At 35.4% G+C, this 16,556-nt stretch carries 11 protein-coding genes; 5 read left to right on the plus strand and 6 right to left on the minus strand.

Translation table 11 applies throughout. From position 1 onward, the window contains the following. Positions 1–33: 33 nt before the first annotated feature. The 4 genes from ACFFLS_RS04210 to ACFFLS_RS04225 form a co-directional block, all read right to left on the minus strand. Complete coding sequence (locus ACFFLS_RS04210; RefSeq protein ID WP_379683950.1) at positions 34–2,826, minus strand: TonB-dependent receptor domain-containing protein; 2,793 nt, start codon at positions 2,824–2,826, stop codon at positions 34–36. Between the two features lie 305 nt (positions 2,827–3,131). Next, positions 3,132–4,982, minus strand: coding sequence for a glutamine--fructose-6-phosphate transaminase (isomerizing) (gene glmS, locus ACFFLS_RS04215; RefSeq protein WP_379683951.1), 1,851 nt, complete (start codon positions 4,980–4,982; stop codon positions 3,132–3,134). A gap of 9 nt (positions 4,983–4,991) precedes the next feature. Then, entirely contained in the window at positions 4,992–6,656 is a 1,665-nt protein-coding gene (gene bamH, locus ACFFLS_RS04220) for a BamH family beta-barrel-assembly machinery protein (protein WP_379683952.1), read from the minus strand. Between the two features lie 21 nt (positions 6,657–6,677). Then, a complete protein-coding gene (locus ACFFLS_RS04225; protein WP_379683953.1) occupies positions 6,678–7,484 on the minus strand; it encodes a glycogen/starch synthase in 807 nt (268 codons plus the stop codon). Positions 7,485–7,562: 78 nt separating this feature from the next. Between ACFFLS_RS04225 and panC the strand changes: the two genes are divergently transcribed. The 5 genes from panC (at position 7,563) to ACFFLS_RS04250 (ending at position 13,579) form a co-directional block, all read left to right on the plus strand. Then, positions 7,563–8,441: a pantoate--beta-alanine ligase gene (panC, locus tag ACFFLS_RS04230; protein WP_379683954.1), complete on the plus strand. Its 879-nt coding sequence runs from the start codon at positions 7,563–7,565 to the stop codon at positions 8,439–8,441. Positions 8,442–8,455: 14 nt separating this feature from the next. Continuing rightward, positions 8,456–8,806, plus strand: a complete 351-nt coding sequence (gene panD, locus ACFFLS_RS04235) for an aspartate 1-decarboxylase (RefSeq protein WP_008465481.1) — start codon at positions 8,456–8,458, stop codon at positions 8,804–8,806. A 195-nt stretch (positions 8,807–9,001) separates the two neighbouring features. Further along, complete coding sequence (locus ACFFLS_RS04240; protein WP_379683955.1) at positions 9,002–10,156, plus strand: alpha/beta hydrolase; 1,155 nt, start codon at positions 9,002–9,004, stop codon at positions 10,154–10,156. Further along, entirely contained in the window at positions 10,156–11,517 is a 1,362-nt protein-coding gene (radA, locus tag ACFFLS_RS04245; protein WP_379683956.1) for a DNA repair protein RadA, read from the plus strand. Before ACFFLS_RS04240 ends, radA begins: the two co-directional genes overlap by 1 nt. A gap of 97 nt (positions 11,518–11,614) precedes the next feature. Continuing rightward, positions 11,615–13,579, plus strand: coding sequence for a transglycosylase domain-containing protein (locus ACFFLS_RS04250; RefSeq protein WP_379683957.1), 1,965 nt, complete (start codon positions 11,615–11,617; stop codon positions 13,577–13,579). A 268-nt stretch (positions 13,580–13,847) separates the two neighbouring features. On the opposite strand, the gene ACFFLS_RS04255 is transcribed toward ACFFLS_RS04250, so the two are convergent. Beyond that, positions 13,848–14,594 (minus strand): LytR/AlgR family response regulator transcription factor, encoded by a 747-nt coding sequence (locus ACFFLS_RS04255; protein ID WP_379683958.1) that lies wholly within the window; start codon positions 14,592–14,594, stop codon positions 13,848–13,850. Continuing rightward, a complete protein-coding gene (locus tag ACFFLS_RS04260) occupies positions 14,591–16,315 on the minus strand; it encodes a tetratricopeptide repeat-containing sensor histidine kinase (protein ID WP_379689196.1) in 1,725 nt (574 codons plus the stop codon). Before ACFFLS_RS04260 ends, ACFFLS_RS04255 begins: the two co-directional genes overlap by 4 nt. Between the last annotated feature and the right edge of the window lie 241 nt (positions 16,316–16,556).

The following is a 16,556-nucleotide window of genomic DNA, read 5'->3' on the forward strand; positions in this document are numbered from 1 at the left end:
ATTATTATCTCTTTCATTTTCAGCAGACAATCATTACGGATTGATTGTCCATGAAGCAAACCACATCTGCCCAATTGCTCCAGCACCAATTACCTGAAGATAATCTGACCCAAAAAGGTTTGTAGCACCAACTTTGATAACCGATTTCAATTTTGGAAGCGAGTAATTAACTTGGGCATCCAAAACAGTATTCTCTGGAATCATTCCGTCACCGAAAGAAGACTCCCATAAGTACTCAGAATTCCATCTAACATTCACATTGAAACCTAAATTTTTGATCAATTTCGCATTTCCTAAAGATGCTTTGATTCTGTGTTTAGGAGTATTGAATCCAGCCACGAAATCAGGATCATCTGACTGATTGAAATTAAATTGAGCATAATTATAATTTACGCCTAATTCAAAATCTTTATAAACTTTCTTAGCCAATCCAACTCCAAAACCAAATGAAGAGATTTGTGCTGTCGTATTTGTATAAACTTGATAAACTCTTCTATCTCCAAATGCCAAAGCCTGATAAGTCTGTTGTACCGCAGGATTTGCTGCATCTGTACCCACTGTTCCGTAATAAGGAGAAATGACTCTCGCAGTATTCATGAAATCATTGTAGATATTGTAATAAGCATTCAAATCTACAGATAAGTCATTCTGAACCACTGTACGATATCCTGCTTCAAAAGCCTGAACCTGTTCTGGTTTTACCAATCCGATATCTGCTACTTGCAAATCTCCAGGATTTGAAGATGCCGCAAAGGCCTGAACAGATGCTACGGTGTAAGCATTGTGATAAGCATTTTGCCCTGACATATTAATAGTTGCTGGCTGACCTGCAATCGCCTGTCCCGCCGCACTTACATTTACAGTTTCTTGAAAACGGTCTAAGTTTTCTGCCGCCGAACCAATTAAAGCAAAAGGTCCTAAATCTAAACCAATATACTGGTCTTGTGTTGTTGGGTTACGGAAACCTGTCTGATAAGACAATCTGAAATTATGGTTTTTATTTTCTCCTGCTGAATACACAAAAGATACTCTTGGAGAAACATTTCCGTCAAAATTCTGGCTTTTGTCGTAACGAAGCGAACCTGTAAATTTTAATCTGTCGTCTAAGAATTTTTTCTGAATTTGCGCATATGCACCATATTCTTTATACTCAAGCGGACCATCATAATCTGTAAAGATTGTTCCTTCAGAATTCATAACATATTTTCTCCATGAACCTCCTACTTGCAATTCTGCCCATTTGATGATATCCTTGAAATTATAATTTACATCTGAATGATATAATTTTGAATGATCGATAAATTTAGCTCCTTTTGTTAAATCCGGATTTGCCACCACGGTTTTAAGTGCTTGGTTAAATTGTGCACTTCCTGGCTCAAATCTTGGAGAACCTGTTGGTTGCGGAATAAAAGAAATTTGTGCAGGCAATACATTATAATCTGCAAAATTTCTAGCAATTGCAGCAGACTCATTTGCATTTGTTCCCATTACTGCTCCCGCATATTGGTAAGCAGTCGCATAATTGGTAAACCACTCTTGATCTGATTTCGCTGCTCTGTTAACGTTCCATGCCGCAAATCTCATGTCGTAGGAGTTTCCGGCATCTTCACTTGTAAAATAAACACGTCCGAAAAAGTTTTTCCCTTTTACTTCAAATTTACCCTGTTGCATTAAGAAATCCTTCAAAGCATATCTATTTGCTCCTTGGTAAATTGTGCTTCCTGTACCAATTTTATATTGAAGTATAAACTCTGTATCATTCGCCCAAGGTCTAACATGAGCGCTGAAGTCGGCTTTCATGCTTTTAACTTTATTATCTGTCACATCCTGCTCACGATAACCTGTTCTACTTACCTGTCCAACATTTGGAATAAAAGTAGTTACCTCGTCACCATAAATATTCAATCCATCATAATTCTGATTTGTTGCATGTCCGACAGTACCGCCAGTCATACTTCTAGTATCGGCCGCAATCCATTCAGATGCTTCCATATAAGTAAAGTTAGCTTTTAACGCAAAATGTTTTGTGAATGCTTTTGCAGCTCTGATTCCGAAATCATTATAATCATTAGTTCCGGCAACTTTCTGAGTTGTCTGTCCGTATTTATAATAAACGCTTATTCCTTCATTTGTAAACGGACTTTTACTAGTCATGAACATAATACCATTGAAAGCATTTGCGCCATAAAGCGCAGAAGATGCTCCCGGAAGCAGCTCCACACTTGCAACATCTATATCAGAAACCCCAATAAGGTTTCCTAATACAAAGTTTAATGCAGGAGAAGAATTATCCATTCCATCAACTAGCTGCATAAAACGTGTGTTGGCTACAGTGGCAAAACCACGCGTATTTACAGATTTAAAAGAAATACTGCTGGTATTAAAATTCACTTCTTTTAAGTTTTCTAAACCATCATAAAAAGTTGCAGCAGTAGTATTTTTTATTTCCTGAATTCCCATTCTTTCAATTGTAACAGGCGATTCAATTACTCTTTCTGGTGTTCTTGAAGCAGAAACTACGATTTCATCCAGTTTCGTTTCTTCATCCTTCAGTACAACATTTACTTTTTGGTTTGCAGAAGTAATACTGATTGTGGTCGACTCAAATCCTATCGCCGTTACTTTTATAGAAAACGGAAGCTTAACACTTGTAGATAATTTGAATGTGCCATCAAAATCCGTGGAAGTACCGCCACTGTCGCCAACAACAACGACATTAGCACCAGGAATAGATTGTTTGTTACTATCCGTAACAGAACCTGTTATTGTATTCTGCGCAAAGGATACTCCGCTGAAAAACAACATAATTAGCAAATAGATTCTCATTTGGTTTGTTTTTTAGTTAGTTCATATAGCCAAAATACAACTATTTTTAGTATTAATAAAAAAACGTTAAAAAAAATTAATATTCAACACAAAAAAGTATCAAATTTTAACTATTCCGTAACACCAAAATGTTAGATTTAAATCAAATAATAATTCAATACAAACCCAGATACTATGCATACATATAATTTTTAAGATTTTTTTTGAGGATTTAATAAAAATACATGTAGAAGAAAAAAAATATGACAATAAAAAAAGCGAGACCTAAAATCTCGCTTTTTTAACATATTTATGTTTTTAGAAATCTATTCTACTGTAACCGATTTTGCTAGGTTACGAGGTTGATCGACATTACAGCCTCTCATTACAGCAATATAATAAGAAAGCAATTGTAATGGAATAGTTGTAACCAATGGTGATAAAGCATCTGAAGTTTCTGGAATCTCAATTACATAATCTGCCAGTTCGCGAACCTGAATATCTCCTTTGGTAACCACAGCAATAATTTTACCGCTTCTTGATTTAATTTCCTGAATGTTACTTACAATCTTATCATAATGTCCTTGTTTAGGCGCAATTACGATAACAGGCATAAATTCATCAATCAACGCAATCGGACCGTGTTTCATTTCTGCCGCAGGATAACCTTCAGCATGTATATACGAAATCTCTTTTAATTTTAAAGCACCTTCTAAAGCTACTGGGAAATTATAACCTCTACCTAAATAAAGACAGTTTGGCGCGTCTTTAAAAGCTGTTGCGATTTCTTTTGCTCTGTCATTCGTTTCTAAAGCTTCTGCAACCTTTTCTGGAATCAATTCAAGCTCTTGTAAGTAGGCATGGAAATCTGGATTTGACAACGTTCCTTTTGCTTTTCCTAATCGAAGCGCAATCATCGTTAAAACCGTAATCTGAGTTGTAAATGCCTTTGTTGAAGCTACTCCAATCTCTGGACCTGCATGTGTATAAGCACCTGCATGACTTTCTCTAGAAATAGACGAACCTACAACATTACAAACGCCGAAAACAAATGCTCCGTTTTCTTTTGCCAACTTAATTGCCGCCATAGTATCAGCCGTTTCTCCAGATTGAGAAATTGCAATCACTACATCGTCTTTATTGATAATCGGGTTTCTATATCTAAACTCTGAAGCATATTCTACTTCAACCGGAATACGGGTAAACTCTTCAAAAATATATTCTGCAACCAGACCTGCGTGCCAAGAAGTTCCGCAAGCAACGATTAGAATTCTTTTTGCGTTTAAGAATTTTTCTAGATTGTCTTCAACTCCTGCCATCTGAACAATACCTTCATTTGCATGAAGACGTCCTCTGTAAGTATCTTTGATAACACTTGGCTGTTCGTAGATTTCTTTCAGCATGAAATGGTCATAACCGCCTTTTTCAATCTGTTCCAAATTCATTTGAAGCTCCTGAATATAAGGATCTACTAAAGAGTCATCTTTAATTTTTCTGACTTTAAGAGGTTTGTGCAATCTGATGTTTGCCATTTCACCGTCCTCTAAATACACTGCATTAGAAGTATATTCAATAAACGGAGAGGCATCAGAAGCAATAAAAAACTCGCCTTCTCCAACACCAATCGCAAGCGGACTTCCTAATCTCGCCGCAACGATTTCGTTTGGATTTTTTTTGTCGAAAACAGCAATTGCATAAGCTCCAACTACTTGGTTTAAGGCAACCTGAACAGCTTTTCCAAGCTTAATGTTTTCTTTTTTCTGAACTTCTTCAATCAGATTAATCAAAACTTCTGTATCTGTATCCGATTTAAAAGTGTATCCTCTTTTGATTAATTCTTCTTTAAGCGGTGCATAATTCTCAATAATTCCGTTGTGAATAATCACTAAATCACCTGAATTAGAAAGATGAGGATGCGAGTTTACATCATTTGGCACACCATGTGTTGCCCAGCGTGTATGTCCGATTCCAATATTACCAGTAGCAGTAAGTTCTGCCTGCGCTTTAGTTTCAAGATCTGAAACTTTACCTTTTGTTTTACAAAGTTTTACTCCCGACGCGTCGTCAAACAACATAACGCCGGCACTATCATATCCTCTGTACTCGAGCCGCTTTAATCCTTTTATTACAATAGGATAGGCCTCTCTGTGACCGATATATCCAACAATTCCACACATATATATTTATTAATTTGGTTTCGTGTAGTAAACCTCAAGTCTTAGTCTTTTATCCTCTGGAACATTAGGAGAAACTCTTCCTCCGTACAAAATCGTGCCCAGCGGATTCATAACTGATGCTCTCGGTGCCTGAGAAATATATGTATTTTTCTCTTTTAAAATATTAGAAGTTACAATTCCAATGCTTTGTGTTACAACCAATCCGAGATCTACATTCTTAACTGTTTCATCTTTTATAAGACTACGCAAATGATCTGTAATTCTAATTTTATACGTTTTTCCTCTTTTATTGTTGTCAAGATTAATCATCCCGCCAAAAATGTATCTTGAATTTTTAGGATCTGAATTAATAGCTGAAGTCCCGTCTGAAGAATAGTCAGCAAGAACAACATTGTTTGTAAGATTATACAAATAAACCCTTTTTACCTGTTCTTCATTTCCAAGGGTTGTTAATTGATCAGCATCAATATAAAACACCATATTGGCTTCGTTGATTCTCCAGTTTTTAACTTTAAAATTATGTCTGATTTCATCCAACTGATCAGAAACACCATTCGGCACATTTACCAGATTATTGCTGCTGTCATAACTGCTCACATCTGTTTGGTCAAAAAGCTTTAAAACTGCCAAAGACCCTTGGCCACCTTTTAAATACAATCTTTCATCACCAGAAGTTCGATTAATGTTTCCTTCTGTTATAGCATTTTTAAAAGCCTGGCTTTTTTCTTCCTGAAGAAGACTTGCTGTACTGCCGGTAAGATTAAGACCCAAAGTACGCGTTTCGGTTGTTTCTGGAGCGTCTGTTGTGCTGTCGGTTTTGCATTTATACGTTATTGTGATTGTCCCTTTTGAAAAATCCATCAACGCCATATTGCTCGCACTGCTTCCTGATTTCTCTACCTTAAAATATAATCCTTTAAAATATTCCTGAAAAACATCTGCTGCAGAAAGTTTCGAAGCTGGAGCCTCTATTATTCTCTTAAAAGCATCTTTATTCAAGCTCAAACGCATTTCTGGTTTTGAATAATTCTTAGTCTCTGCTTTTGTAGTTTCGTCTACAATTACATCAACCATTTGAGCTGCATCAAAAACAAATTCGCTATTCTGTTTAACATCAGCTGCGTCATTTAAGACAGTAGGGACTTTATAAGAATCAAAAAGAGCATTCTGATCTGTATAATACAATTGCGCATACTGGCTTCCGTTATCAAAATATGAATTACGCATTTGATAACCCGATTCGTAAATACTTAATTTAATTTTTCCGGTTGAAGGCCCATAAATAGAATCCAATTCATATTTAAAACCTCCTTCAGTAAGAGTCTCTGTTGTATGGCTGTGATAAGGAATCTTTAGAACTACACTCTCAATAACAGGATCCGCACCAATACTTGGTGAATAATTAGCCAAAGTTACCTGTGTAACAAAATTAGCTGTCGTGGTTCCGAAAACAGGATTTTCATAAATACCAAGAGCATTATCTGCTAAAGCATTAGATTGTATCGGAGTAACTTCCTGATTAAAGGCTAGTACATCGTACTTTTCCGACTCAAGTCCAAAATGATCGTCACTAATCAAATCATCACCAATCGCATTAAAATCTTTATCGCAGGAATATGAAAAAACAACAATTGCAACTACTAGAATTTTCTTAATAAAAGAAGTATTATACATTTTAAATAATATAGTTAAATTTTAAAGACCCATCGTTTTATAGAAATTTGTATACGCTTCTGCGAATGCATTTTTCGGAGCGAAAGGTAAAAAAGGTTTTCCTGAAGATTCTATAAATTTTGTTAAACTTGGGGAAACATTTTCTGAGGCTATAATTACGGCATCAGAATGTAATATACTGGCTTTTAAGATATTTTCGTAATTCGGAGTTTCCAGATCAGCAACAGACTCGTGTGGCACACCGTCAAATTTAACTTTGTTGATCATCTCCAAATCTAAATTCTCATCGAAAGACTGACCATAAACCGAAGTCACGATTTTAGTATCAGAAAACATGGCTTCGTGTTTGTAGAAGTGCTTCATATAAATTGGAAGCATAGCTGCAAGCCAACCGTGAACATGAATAATATCAGGAACCCAGTTTAATTTCTTTACAGTTTCAACCACGCCTTTTGCAAAAAAGATAGCTCTTTCGTCGTTATCAGGATATAAAACTCCCTCTTCATCAGCAAAAGTAGCTTTGCGTTTGAAATATTCATCGTTATCGATAAAATAAACCTGAATTCTTTCTTTCGGAATTGAAGCTACCTTGATAATCAATGGCATATCCAAATCATTCACTACCAAATTCATTCCTGAAAGTCTGATTACTTCATGCAGCTGGTGTCTTCTTTCATTTATATTCCCATATCTTGGCATGAAAATTCTTATCTGACCTCCTTGATCGTTAATCATTTTCGGAACGTCATAAGACATTAAAGAAACCTCATTTTCAGCCAGATAAGGCACGACTTCAGATGATACGTATAATATCCTCTTATCTTTCATAATAGTATTTTACTTAATTTTTGGTAATAAAAACGTCGCAAAATTACAAAATTTTATGCAGTTTATAACTAATATATTATGTTTGCACTAAATTTTAATAATACTTCAATGCATATTTTTTACAGTAAAGCCGCTTTGATAGCTTATATTAAGACTATCAAAACTGCAAATTCAACCATTGGATTTGTACCAACTATGGGGGCTTTACACCAAGGGCATCTTGCTTTAATGCAACGATCTCTTAAAGAAAACGACGATACCGTTGTAAGCATTTTTGTCAATCCTACACAGTTCAACAATCCCGAAGACCTAGCAAAATATCCACGTACTCTTGAAGAAGATGTTAAGAAAATGCGTACATTAAGTGATAAAATCATTTTATATGCGCCTTCTGTCGATGATATTTATGAAGGAAATACTATTTCGCAGGAATTTGACTTTGATGGACTCGAAAATCAGATGGAAGGAAAATTTCGTCCTGGACATTTTAACGGAGTCGGCACAATTGTAAAACGTCTTTTTGAAATTGTAACACCAACTAATGCTTATTTTGGGGAAAAAGATTTTCAGCAGTTGCAAATTGTCAAAAAAATGGTCGAAAAAAACAATTTACCTGTAAACATTGTCGGTTGTCCGATTTTTAGGGAAGAAAACCTTCTGGCGATGAGTTCGCGCAACGAAAGACTTACACCCGAAGAACGCAAAGAAGCCGCTATTATTTACAAAGTTTTGACCGAAGCAAAGGAGCTTTTTCAAAATACAAATCCGAAAGAAACAATCGAATTTGTAGAAAATGCTTTTAAAAACAACGAAAGATTTGACTTAGAATATTTTGTTATTGCTGACGAATCTACACTTTTGCCTATTGATCATAAAGAGAATGCCAAAAATTACCGTGCCTTTATAGCGGTATTTGTTAATTCTATAAGACTGATTGACACCATTTCATTAAATTAATCTAACTTTGCATCATGCAAATTCAAGTTATAAAATCAAAAATTCATCGAGTTAAAGTAACCGGAGCCGATTTAAATTATATTGGTAGCATTACTATTGATGAAACACTACTAGAAGCTTCAAATATTATTGAAGGCGAAAAAGTATCTATTGTTAACATTAATAATGGAGAGCGTTTTGAAACTTATGCCATTAAAGGAGAAAAAAATTCAGGCGAAATCACCCTGAATGGTCCTGCGGCAAGAAAAGTTCAAAAAGACGATATCATCATCATCATTTCGTATGCAACCCTGGATTTTGAAGAAGCCAAAACCTTCAAACCATGGATTATTTTCCCGAATGAAAACGATAATTCGTTAACCTAATCTTTTTACTTTTAATCCTCATCTTCGTTTGTCAAAATGTTTTTTTGCACAAACAGATTTTCTTTTGCCTGAATTAAAAAAATCTTCGTAAGAAATCATTTCTTTTTTTTATTCCCAAAATATCAAAAAGCAAATAAAGTATTATATTGCCGTACTATTTTCAATACTTTTTAATTCACTGAAATGCCACAAATCATGAAAAAAGTTTACCTGCTGTTAGTATTAATTTCAGCTTCTGTCTTTTCGCAGAAAAAATTTGACAACATTCAATCACAAAAGCTCGGCGAAGAAAGGAGAATCACCATAGGGTTACCTCCTTCTTACGATGCAAAATCAGATAAAAAATATCCTGTTTTATATCTTTTAGATGGAGATTATCTGTTTGATCCTTTTGCTGGAGCTGTTACTTATGGATCCTATTGGGACGATATTCCGGAAATGATTATAATCGGAATTCACCAAAACAAAGACGGTGAGCGTTATGACGATACAACAATCGACCAAAACGAAGGATTGCCGTTTGAAAAAGGAGCAAAATTCTTTGAATTTATTGGTGCCGAATTAATTCCGTACATCGAAAAAAAATACCGTACTTCTCCTTTCAGGATTATTGCAGGTCATGATGTAACAGCGAGTTTTGCAAACTTTTTCTTGTATAAAGAAGAACCGCTTTTTAGCGCTTACATTTGCTTAAGCCCAGAACTTGCTCCAAAAATGGAAGTTCGTATTGCTGAGAAATTTGCTAAAGTTCAAAAACCGTTTTTCTATTACCTTTCTGCTGGAGAAGGCGATATCAAAAAAATAAAAGAACCAATTGAAAAACTGAACGGAAATATTAAAATTGCAAATAATCCGTTAGTGAATTATAAATATGATGTTTTTAAAGGCGCGACTCATTATACTGAAGTGCTGCATTCAATTCCAAACGCATTGTACCAGATTTTTGAGGTTTACCGACCAATAAATTCTGCTGAATACAACGAAAAAATTGCTGTTCTTGAAACTGGTTATGCCGAATATCTTGAAAAAAAATACGCCACAATGTCTGAAGTTTTAGGTGTTCAGATTCCGGTGAGAATGAGCGATTTTAAAGTAGTAGAAAACCTGATTCTCAAAAAGAATGCTTACGATGAATTGGGGAAAATGGCCGAAATTGGAAATGTGAATTATCCGAAAGCCATGTTAGGCGAATATGAATTAGGTTTGATGTACGAAAAAATGGGAGATGCGAAACACGCATCAAAAAAATATCAAAATGCGTCTCAAATGGAACCGATTGGTGATTTGAATAAAGATTTCATGTATGAGAAAATTGACGAAATGAATACACTTGCCAAAAAAAGTAAATAATGTCAAAAGTTAAAACTTCTTTTTTCTGCCAGAATTGCGGCACTCAATATGCTAAATGGCAGGGACAATGCAATGCATGCAAGGAATGGAATACAATTGCTGAAGAAATTATTCAAAAGCAGGAAAAAGTGGCATGGAAAAGCGAACCAACTCCATCCAGCAAAGCGCCGCGACCATTAAAAATAACCGAAATTGATTCGGCTCAGGAAGTACGCATGGATACTACCGACGGCGAATTGAACCGCGTTTTAGGAGGCGGTATTGTTCCTGGATCTTTAACGCTTTTAGGAGGCGAACCTGGAATTGGAAAAAGTACGCTTTTACTTCAAATTTCATTAAAATTACCTTATAAAACACTGTATGTTTCTGGCGAGGAAAGTCAGAAACAGATAAAAATGCGCGCCGAAAGAATAACGCCAAACAGCGACAACTGTTATATTCTAACGGAAACCAAAACGCAGAATATCTTTAAACAGATTGAAACGATGCAACCCGAAATCGTAATCATCGATTCGATTCAGACACTGCATACCGATTATATTGAATCTACAGCCGGAAGTATTTCGCAGATTCGCGAAACCACAGCCGAGCTGATTAAGTTTGCCAAAGAAACCGGCACTCCTGTTATCTTAATTGGCCATATTACTAAAGACGGAAATATTGCCGGACCCAAAATCCTCGAACATATGGTGGACACCGTTCTTCAGTTTGAAGGCGATAGAAATCATATCTACCGAATTTTACGTTCGCTTAAAAACCGTTTTGGCTCTACCTCTGAACTTGGTATTTACGAAATGCTCGGAAGCGGACTGCGAGAAGTTAGCAATCCGTCAGAAATATTAATTTCACACAAAGACGAAGAATTATCAGGAACCGCGATTGCCACAACACTCGAAGGCATGCGACCGTTGATGATCGAAATACAAGCTCTTGTAAGTACGGCAGTGTATGGAACTCCGCAAAGAAGCACTACTGGTTACAATGCCAAAAGGCTGAATATGATTCTGGCAGTTCTAGAAAAAAGAGCTGGATTCCGTTTGGGAGCCAAAGACGTTTTCCTGAATGTTACGGGCGGAATTTCTGTTGATGATCCAGCAATTGATCTTGCTGTCGTAGCCGCAATTTTATCTTCCAATGAAGACATTCCAGTCACCAAAGGTTTCTGTTTTGCCGGAGAGGTTGGCCTTTCGGGTGAAATTCGTCCAGTGAACCGAGTCGATCAACGTATTCAGGAAGCCGAAAAACTAGGTTTCGACACCATATTTGTTTCAAAATACAACAAAATAACTTTAAAAAATACCGGAATTAAGATTGAACTTGTAGCTAAAATTGAAGATGTCGCCAGTATTCTCTTTGGTTGATTTTTTTGCCCTAAAGATTTGAATATAATTCGTGAATTCGTGGCTAAAAAATATATTTCGCAAGCAAACAGTTTCAAAAATATTATGAAATAACTTTATGAAATTTCCAAAACAAAAAATATTCAAAGCTCTAAAAGTACTGGCAGTTATACTGATTTTGCTCTGTATTGGCCTTTATTACTTTCGCAATTCGCTTTTAAAACAAGCCATTGCAAAAGTGACACACAAAATGGCTGTGAGTTACAACAGTGACTTTTCTATACAAGAAGCTTCTTTTAACGGATTATCAAGCATAAAACTTACTGAAGTGACGTTGGTTCCAAAAAATGCCGATACACTTTTAAGAATCAAAGAATTAGAAACCAGCGTAAGTTTAAGCAATCTATTAATCGGAGATGTACAGGTTGGAACTTTAAAAATCAAGAATGGTTATATCCAACTGGTCAAAAAAGGGAAAATTAGAAATTTTGATGCTTTCCTAAAAAGAAATCGCGACGATTCTGAAAAAAGCGAAAAGCGAAAATACGGCGCATTTGCTTATCGCATTATTTCGCAGTTGCTCAATCTGGTTCCGACAGATATGAACCTTGAAAACTTTCAATTCAAAATTGACGATAACGGAAAAAAAACGAATATCGCACTAAATAAATTGGTTTTAAGCGACAAACAACTCGAAACAAACATTCATGTTGTCGCAAAAGATTTTGACCAGCGATGGAACCTTAAAGGTTTTGCCGACCCAAGAAACCAAAAGGCAGATATTCGGTTTTTCAATCTTGACACTGGCGCGATTCGCGTTCCGTATCTGGATGAACGCTACAATTTAAAAGCAAGTTTTGATTCGATTCGCTTAAATGTCGAAAACATTGATAAAAGCGGTAGTGAATTTCATCTTGACGGCTTTACTTCTATCGTAAACCTGAAAATCAATCATCCGAAAATTGCAAGCAAAGACGTTGTCATTAAAAATGCCCGTTTTGATTATCGCTTTTTACTGGGAGACAATTTCATTTCAATCGACAGTACTTCGACTATGCAATTGAATAAAATTAAAGTCCGTCCGTATATCTCTTATGATACCGAAAAAGATACCGTTTATACTTTGAAAGTAGATATTCCGAAGATGAAAGCGCAAGATTTTATCGTTTCGCTTCCGGATGGTTTATTTACCCATTTTCAAGGTATGCAGGCGACTGGAAATTTTGATTATAAACTCGATTTCAAATTCAATAAAAACAAACCGAATACACTTGTTTTTGACAGTAAACTAAACAAAGAAGATTTACGAATCACCAAATATGGCGAAGCCGATTTAAATAAACTAAACGGCGAATTTGTTTATCGTGCCATTATTCAAAATGTATTGCAAAGACCCGTTTTAATTGGAAATGCGAATCCGAATTATACGCCTCTAGACCAAATTTCTCCTTATTTGAGAAAATCTGTTTTAACGACCGAAGATCCGTCTTTCTTCTCGCATCGCGGATTCATCAATGAAGCTTTCAAACAATCGATTCTGAAAAACATTAGAACCAAAAAATTCTCTCGTGGCGCCAGCACGATCAGCATGCAGTTGATTAAAAATGTTTTCTTGACCAGAGAAAAAACGCTTTCACGAAAGCTGGAAGAAATCTTGTTAGTTTACATTTTAGAAAATAACCGAATTGTTAGCAAGGAAAGAATGCTGGAAGTGTATTTCAACATTATCGAATGGGGACCAAATGTGTACGGAATTGGCGAAGCAAGTCATTTTTATTTCCAAAAAAAACCGGCCGATTTAAATGTGGATGAATGTTTGTATCTCGCAACAATTATTCCGAAGCCGAGAAAATTCATGTATCAATTTAATGATGAAGGTAATTTGAAAGATTACGCTGTAAAAAACCAAAAGTTCTTGAAGAATTTAATGTTCAGAAGGGGGCTTTTAATTCCAGAAGATACAACTGGAATATTGCCGGTTTATATTTCAGGAAATGCGCGTTCTTTTATTAAAATCAAAGTTCCGGACTCTACTGCAGTTAAAAATGATTCTTTGGTTATTGATGATGAATTTGATTTATAAGAGGAGTTTTGCAACGAAGGCGCTAAGACGCGAAGTATTTTTTTAATCTCGCAAAGTCGCAGAGTCGCAAAGTTTTTATTTCTCGCAGATTTAGCAGATTTAAGCAGATTCTGCAGATGATTTCAAAAAAAATCTGCCCAAATCTGCTAAATCTGCGTGAAACTTTTTTTGCTTTTAGTAAATAAAACTTTGCGACTCTGCGACTTTGCGAGCAAATTCCACAAGCTTAAAAAAACTTTGTGTCTTAGCGCCTTCGTGGCAAAACCCATTATTTAAAGTTCTTCAAAAATTCTTCTTTATAAGTTGGCGAAACTTCGATTTCAGCACCATCATTCAATGTCACAATTCCGCCTTTGTTATACGATTTCACGCAATTGACATTGATGATATGCGATTTATGAACCCGAATAAAAGGCAATGGCAGAATCTCTGAAAAATGTTTCAGGAAACGGCAGACCATTTTCTTGTTTCCGTTGTTGAGATATAAGTCTGTAAAATTTCCGTTTCCGCGAAGGCGTACAATTTCTTCCATTTTTACGACTTCAAAACCTTCAAGTGTTGGCAGAATGACTTGTTGTTTCTCGAGCTTTTGTTCATGAAAATTTTCGACAATAATTTTATTTCTATTGAAGATTTCATGATTCATAATTTGATGCTGCACTTTATTCACTGCTACAATCAACTCTTCAATACTGATTGGTTTTAAAAGATAATAGGCCGCACTCTGATTCAAAGCACGAAGCGAATATTCTGAAAAAGCGGTGACAAATATGGTTTCAAAATGCAAATCTTTACAGGCTTCCAAAACATCAAAAGCATTTCCGAAAGGCATTTCGACATCCAGAAAAACCAATTGCGGTTTCAGTTCGTGAAGCAACGGAACAGCTTCTTTGATGTTCTGCGCTTCGCCAATAACCTCAACCTGCGGACAATACTTACTCAAATAATTTTTGAGCACTTCTCGCGCGGCGAGTTCGTCTTCTACAATTACACTTTTTATCTTTTGAAGCATCATCCTATTTTATCAATTAATGGAAAAACAATCTGAACGATCACGCCAGATTCCAGTCCTTCCTTTTCTACAATTCTAAATGTAATTTCCTTTTTATACAATTCGTTCAAAAGTGCGATTCGTTCTTTGGTATTGTTCAAACCTCGGGATTCGTATATTTTTTGGTTTGTGGTTTTGAGTTCACGGCTTTTGGTTAAACCAATTCCGTTGTCTTCAATGGTTACAATGATTTTTCCGTTTTTCACATCAAATCGCAAAGACAAAAATCCTTTTTTATCGAGATAACGCAATCCGTGCCAAATGGCATTTTCGAGATGAGGCTGTAAAATCATATTCGGAACAAAAACTCTTTCCGGATCCAGCGAATCATCAACAGTAATTTCAAATTCAAATTTATCTTCAAAACGCAGATGTTCTAAATCCAGATATTTCTTCAATTGTTCTACTTCTTTATCCAGCGAAATAAAATCTTTGTTGGAATTCTCCATCATATTCCGCATCAGATTGGAATAAGACGTTAGATATTTATTGGCTTCCAATTCTTTATTTTCCGAAATAAACTGATTAACGCTATTCAAACTATTAAAAATAAAATGCGGATTCATCTCTCGGCGTAAAGACTGTAGAGCGATTTCTTTATTTTTAATTTTAATAGAATACAGCGCTTTTACGATAAACAAAAACAAAAGCAGTAACAAACCAACCGAACCGATTAGAAAATAATTGAAGGTGTTTTTCTTCGAAATCAATTCGTCTTTCAATATTTTTTCCTTTTCCAGCTGACGGATTTTTTCTTCCGTAATCTGAAAAGTCTTCGCATCAATCAATGTCGTATCAGAATGAATCAGTTTATCGAAATTTTCAAAAAACTGTTCGTACAAAACCATACTTTCTTTATCCTGACCTTTGGTTTTATAGTATTTCACCAAAGACGACAAACTTTTTTTGGCTTCGGCCGAATTACCTTTCTGAAAAGATAAGTCATATGCTTCTTTTAATGATGAAATCGCCTTTTCAGGTTCTTTTTTTTCAAAATAAATAGAGGAAAGCGATTGAAGTTGTTTTATTTCAGTTGTATAATCTTTGTTTTTTCTGGCTTCAGCCAATATCTTTTCGTTTATCAAAAGCGCTTTATCAAACTGATTGTCCGCAGCATAAACTTTGGCGATTTCGTTTTTGATTTTTATAACCTCTTCGGGTTTATCTTTGGCGTAATCTAAGGCTTTGTTGTAGCTTTCAATTGCAACATCTTTGTCTTTTAATTGAAGCGAATTCTGCGCCTTTTGTACATAGGCTTCGGTAACTTCTGCTGTTTTATTTTCTTTTTTCAGTAAATCAATATTCGAATTTACATAGTCGGTCTGACTTGCTGGATTGGACTGGTTTTTTAAACGGTTGGCATCGTTAATGTTGATTTTTTCTTCAACTGCATCATTGGTCAATGACCCCGCTTTTTCATAGTTTTTTATCGCCGAGCCAAAGTTTTTCTGATTTTCCTGTACTTTAGCCAAACTTCGAGTTACTCGGGTTTTATCTTCTGTGAGTTTTAATTTGGTGTAACTATTTAAAGCTCTTTTATAATATTCTTCGGCTTTCGCATTATCTCCTTTGTTTAGAAATTCATTTGCCAGTTTTTCATAATTCTGAGCAATCTGGTTTTCGTCATTTACTTCCAGTGCTTTTTTCAAATCTTTGGTTACCGATTTCATTTTGGTTACTGGCATTGCCTTTTTCTTGGAAACAGAATCCTGTGCCGTTATTACAAAAGGAAATAACAGCAAGAAAAAAAAATAAGTAAACTTAGACAATAAATGAGTCATAATATAGAGCAGGTTAGATTCCTTGAATCTTCAAAAACAATATTGTAAAGTAAAGTATTTTATAATCATCGTACAAACTGTTTCACCAAGTCAAAAGACCGTTTCACCCTTTATCCAAAAAACAGGCCTTTTTTGTTTTTAAGTT

The organism is Flavobacterium procerum (assembly GCF_042431625.1).
GTDB classification, from domain to species: Bacteria; Bacteroidota; Bacteroidia; order Flavobacteriales; family Flavobacteriaceae; genus Flavobacterium; species Flavobacterium procerum.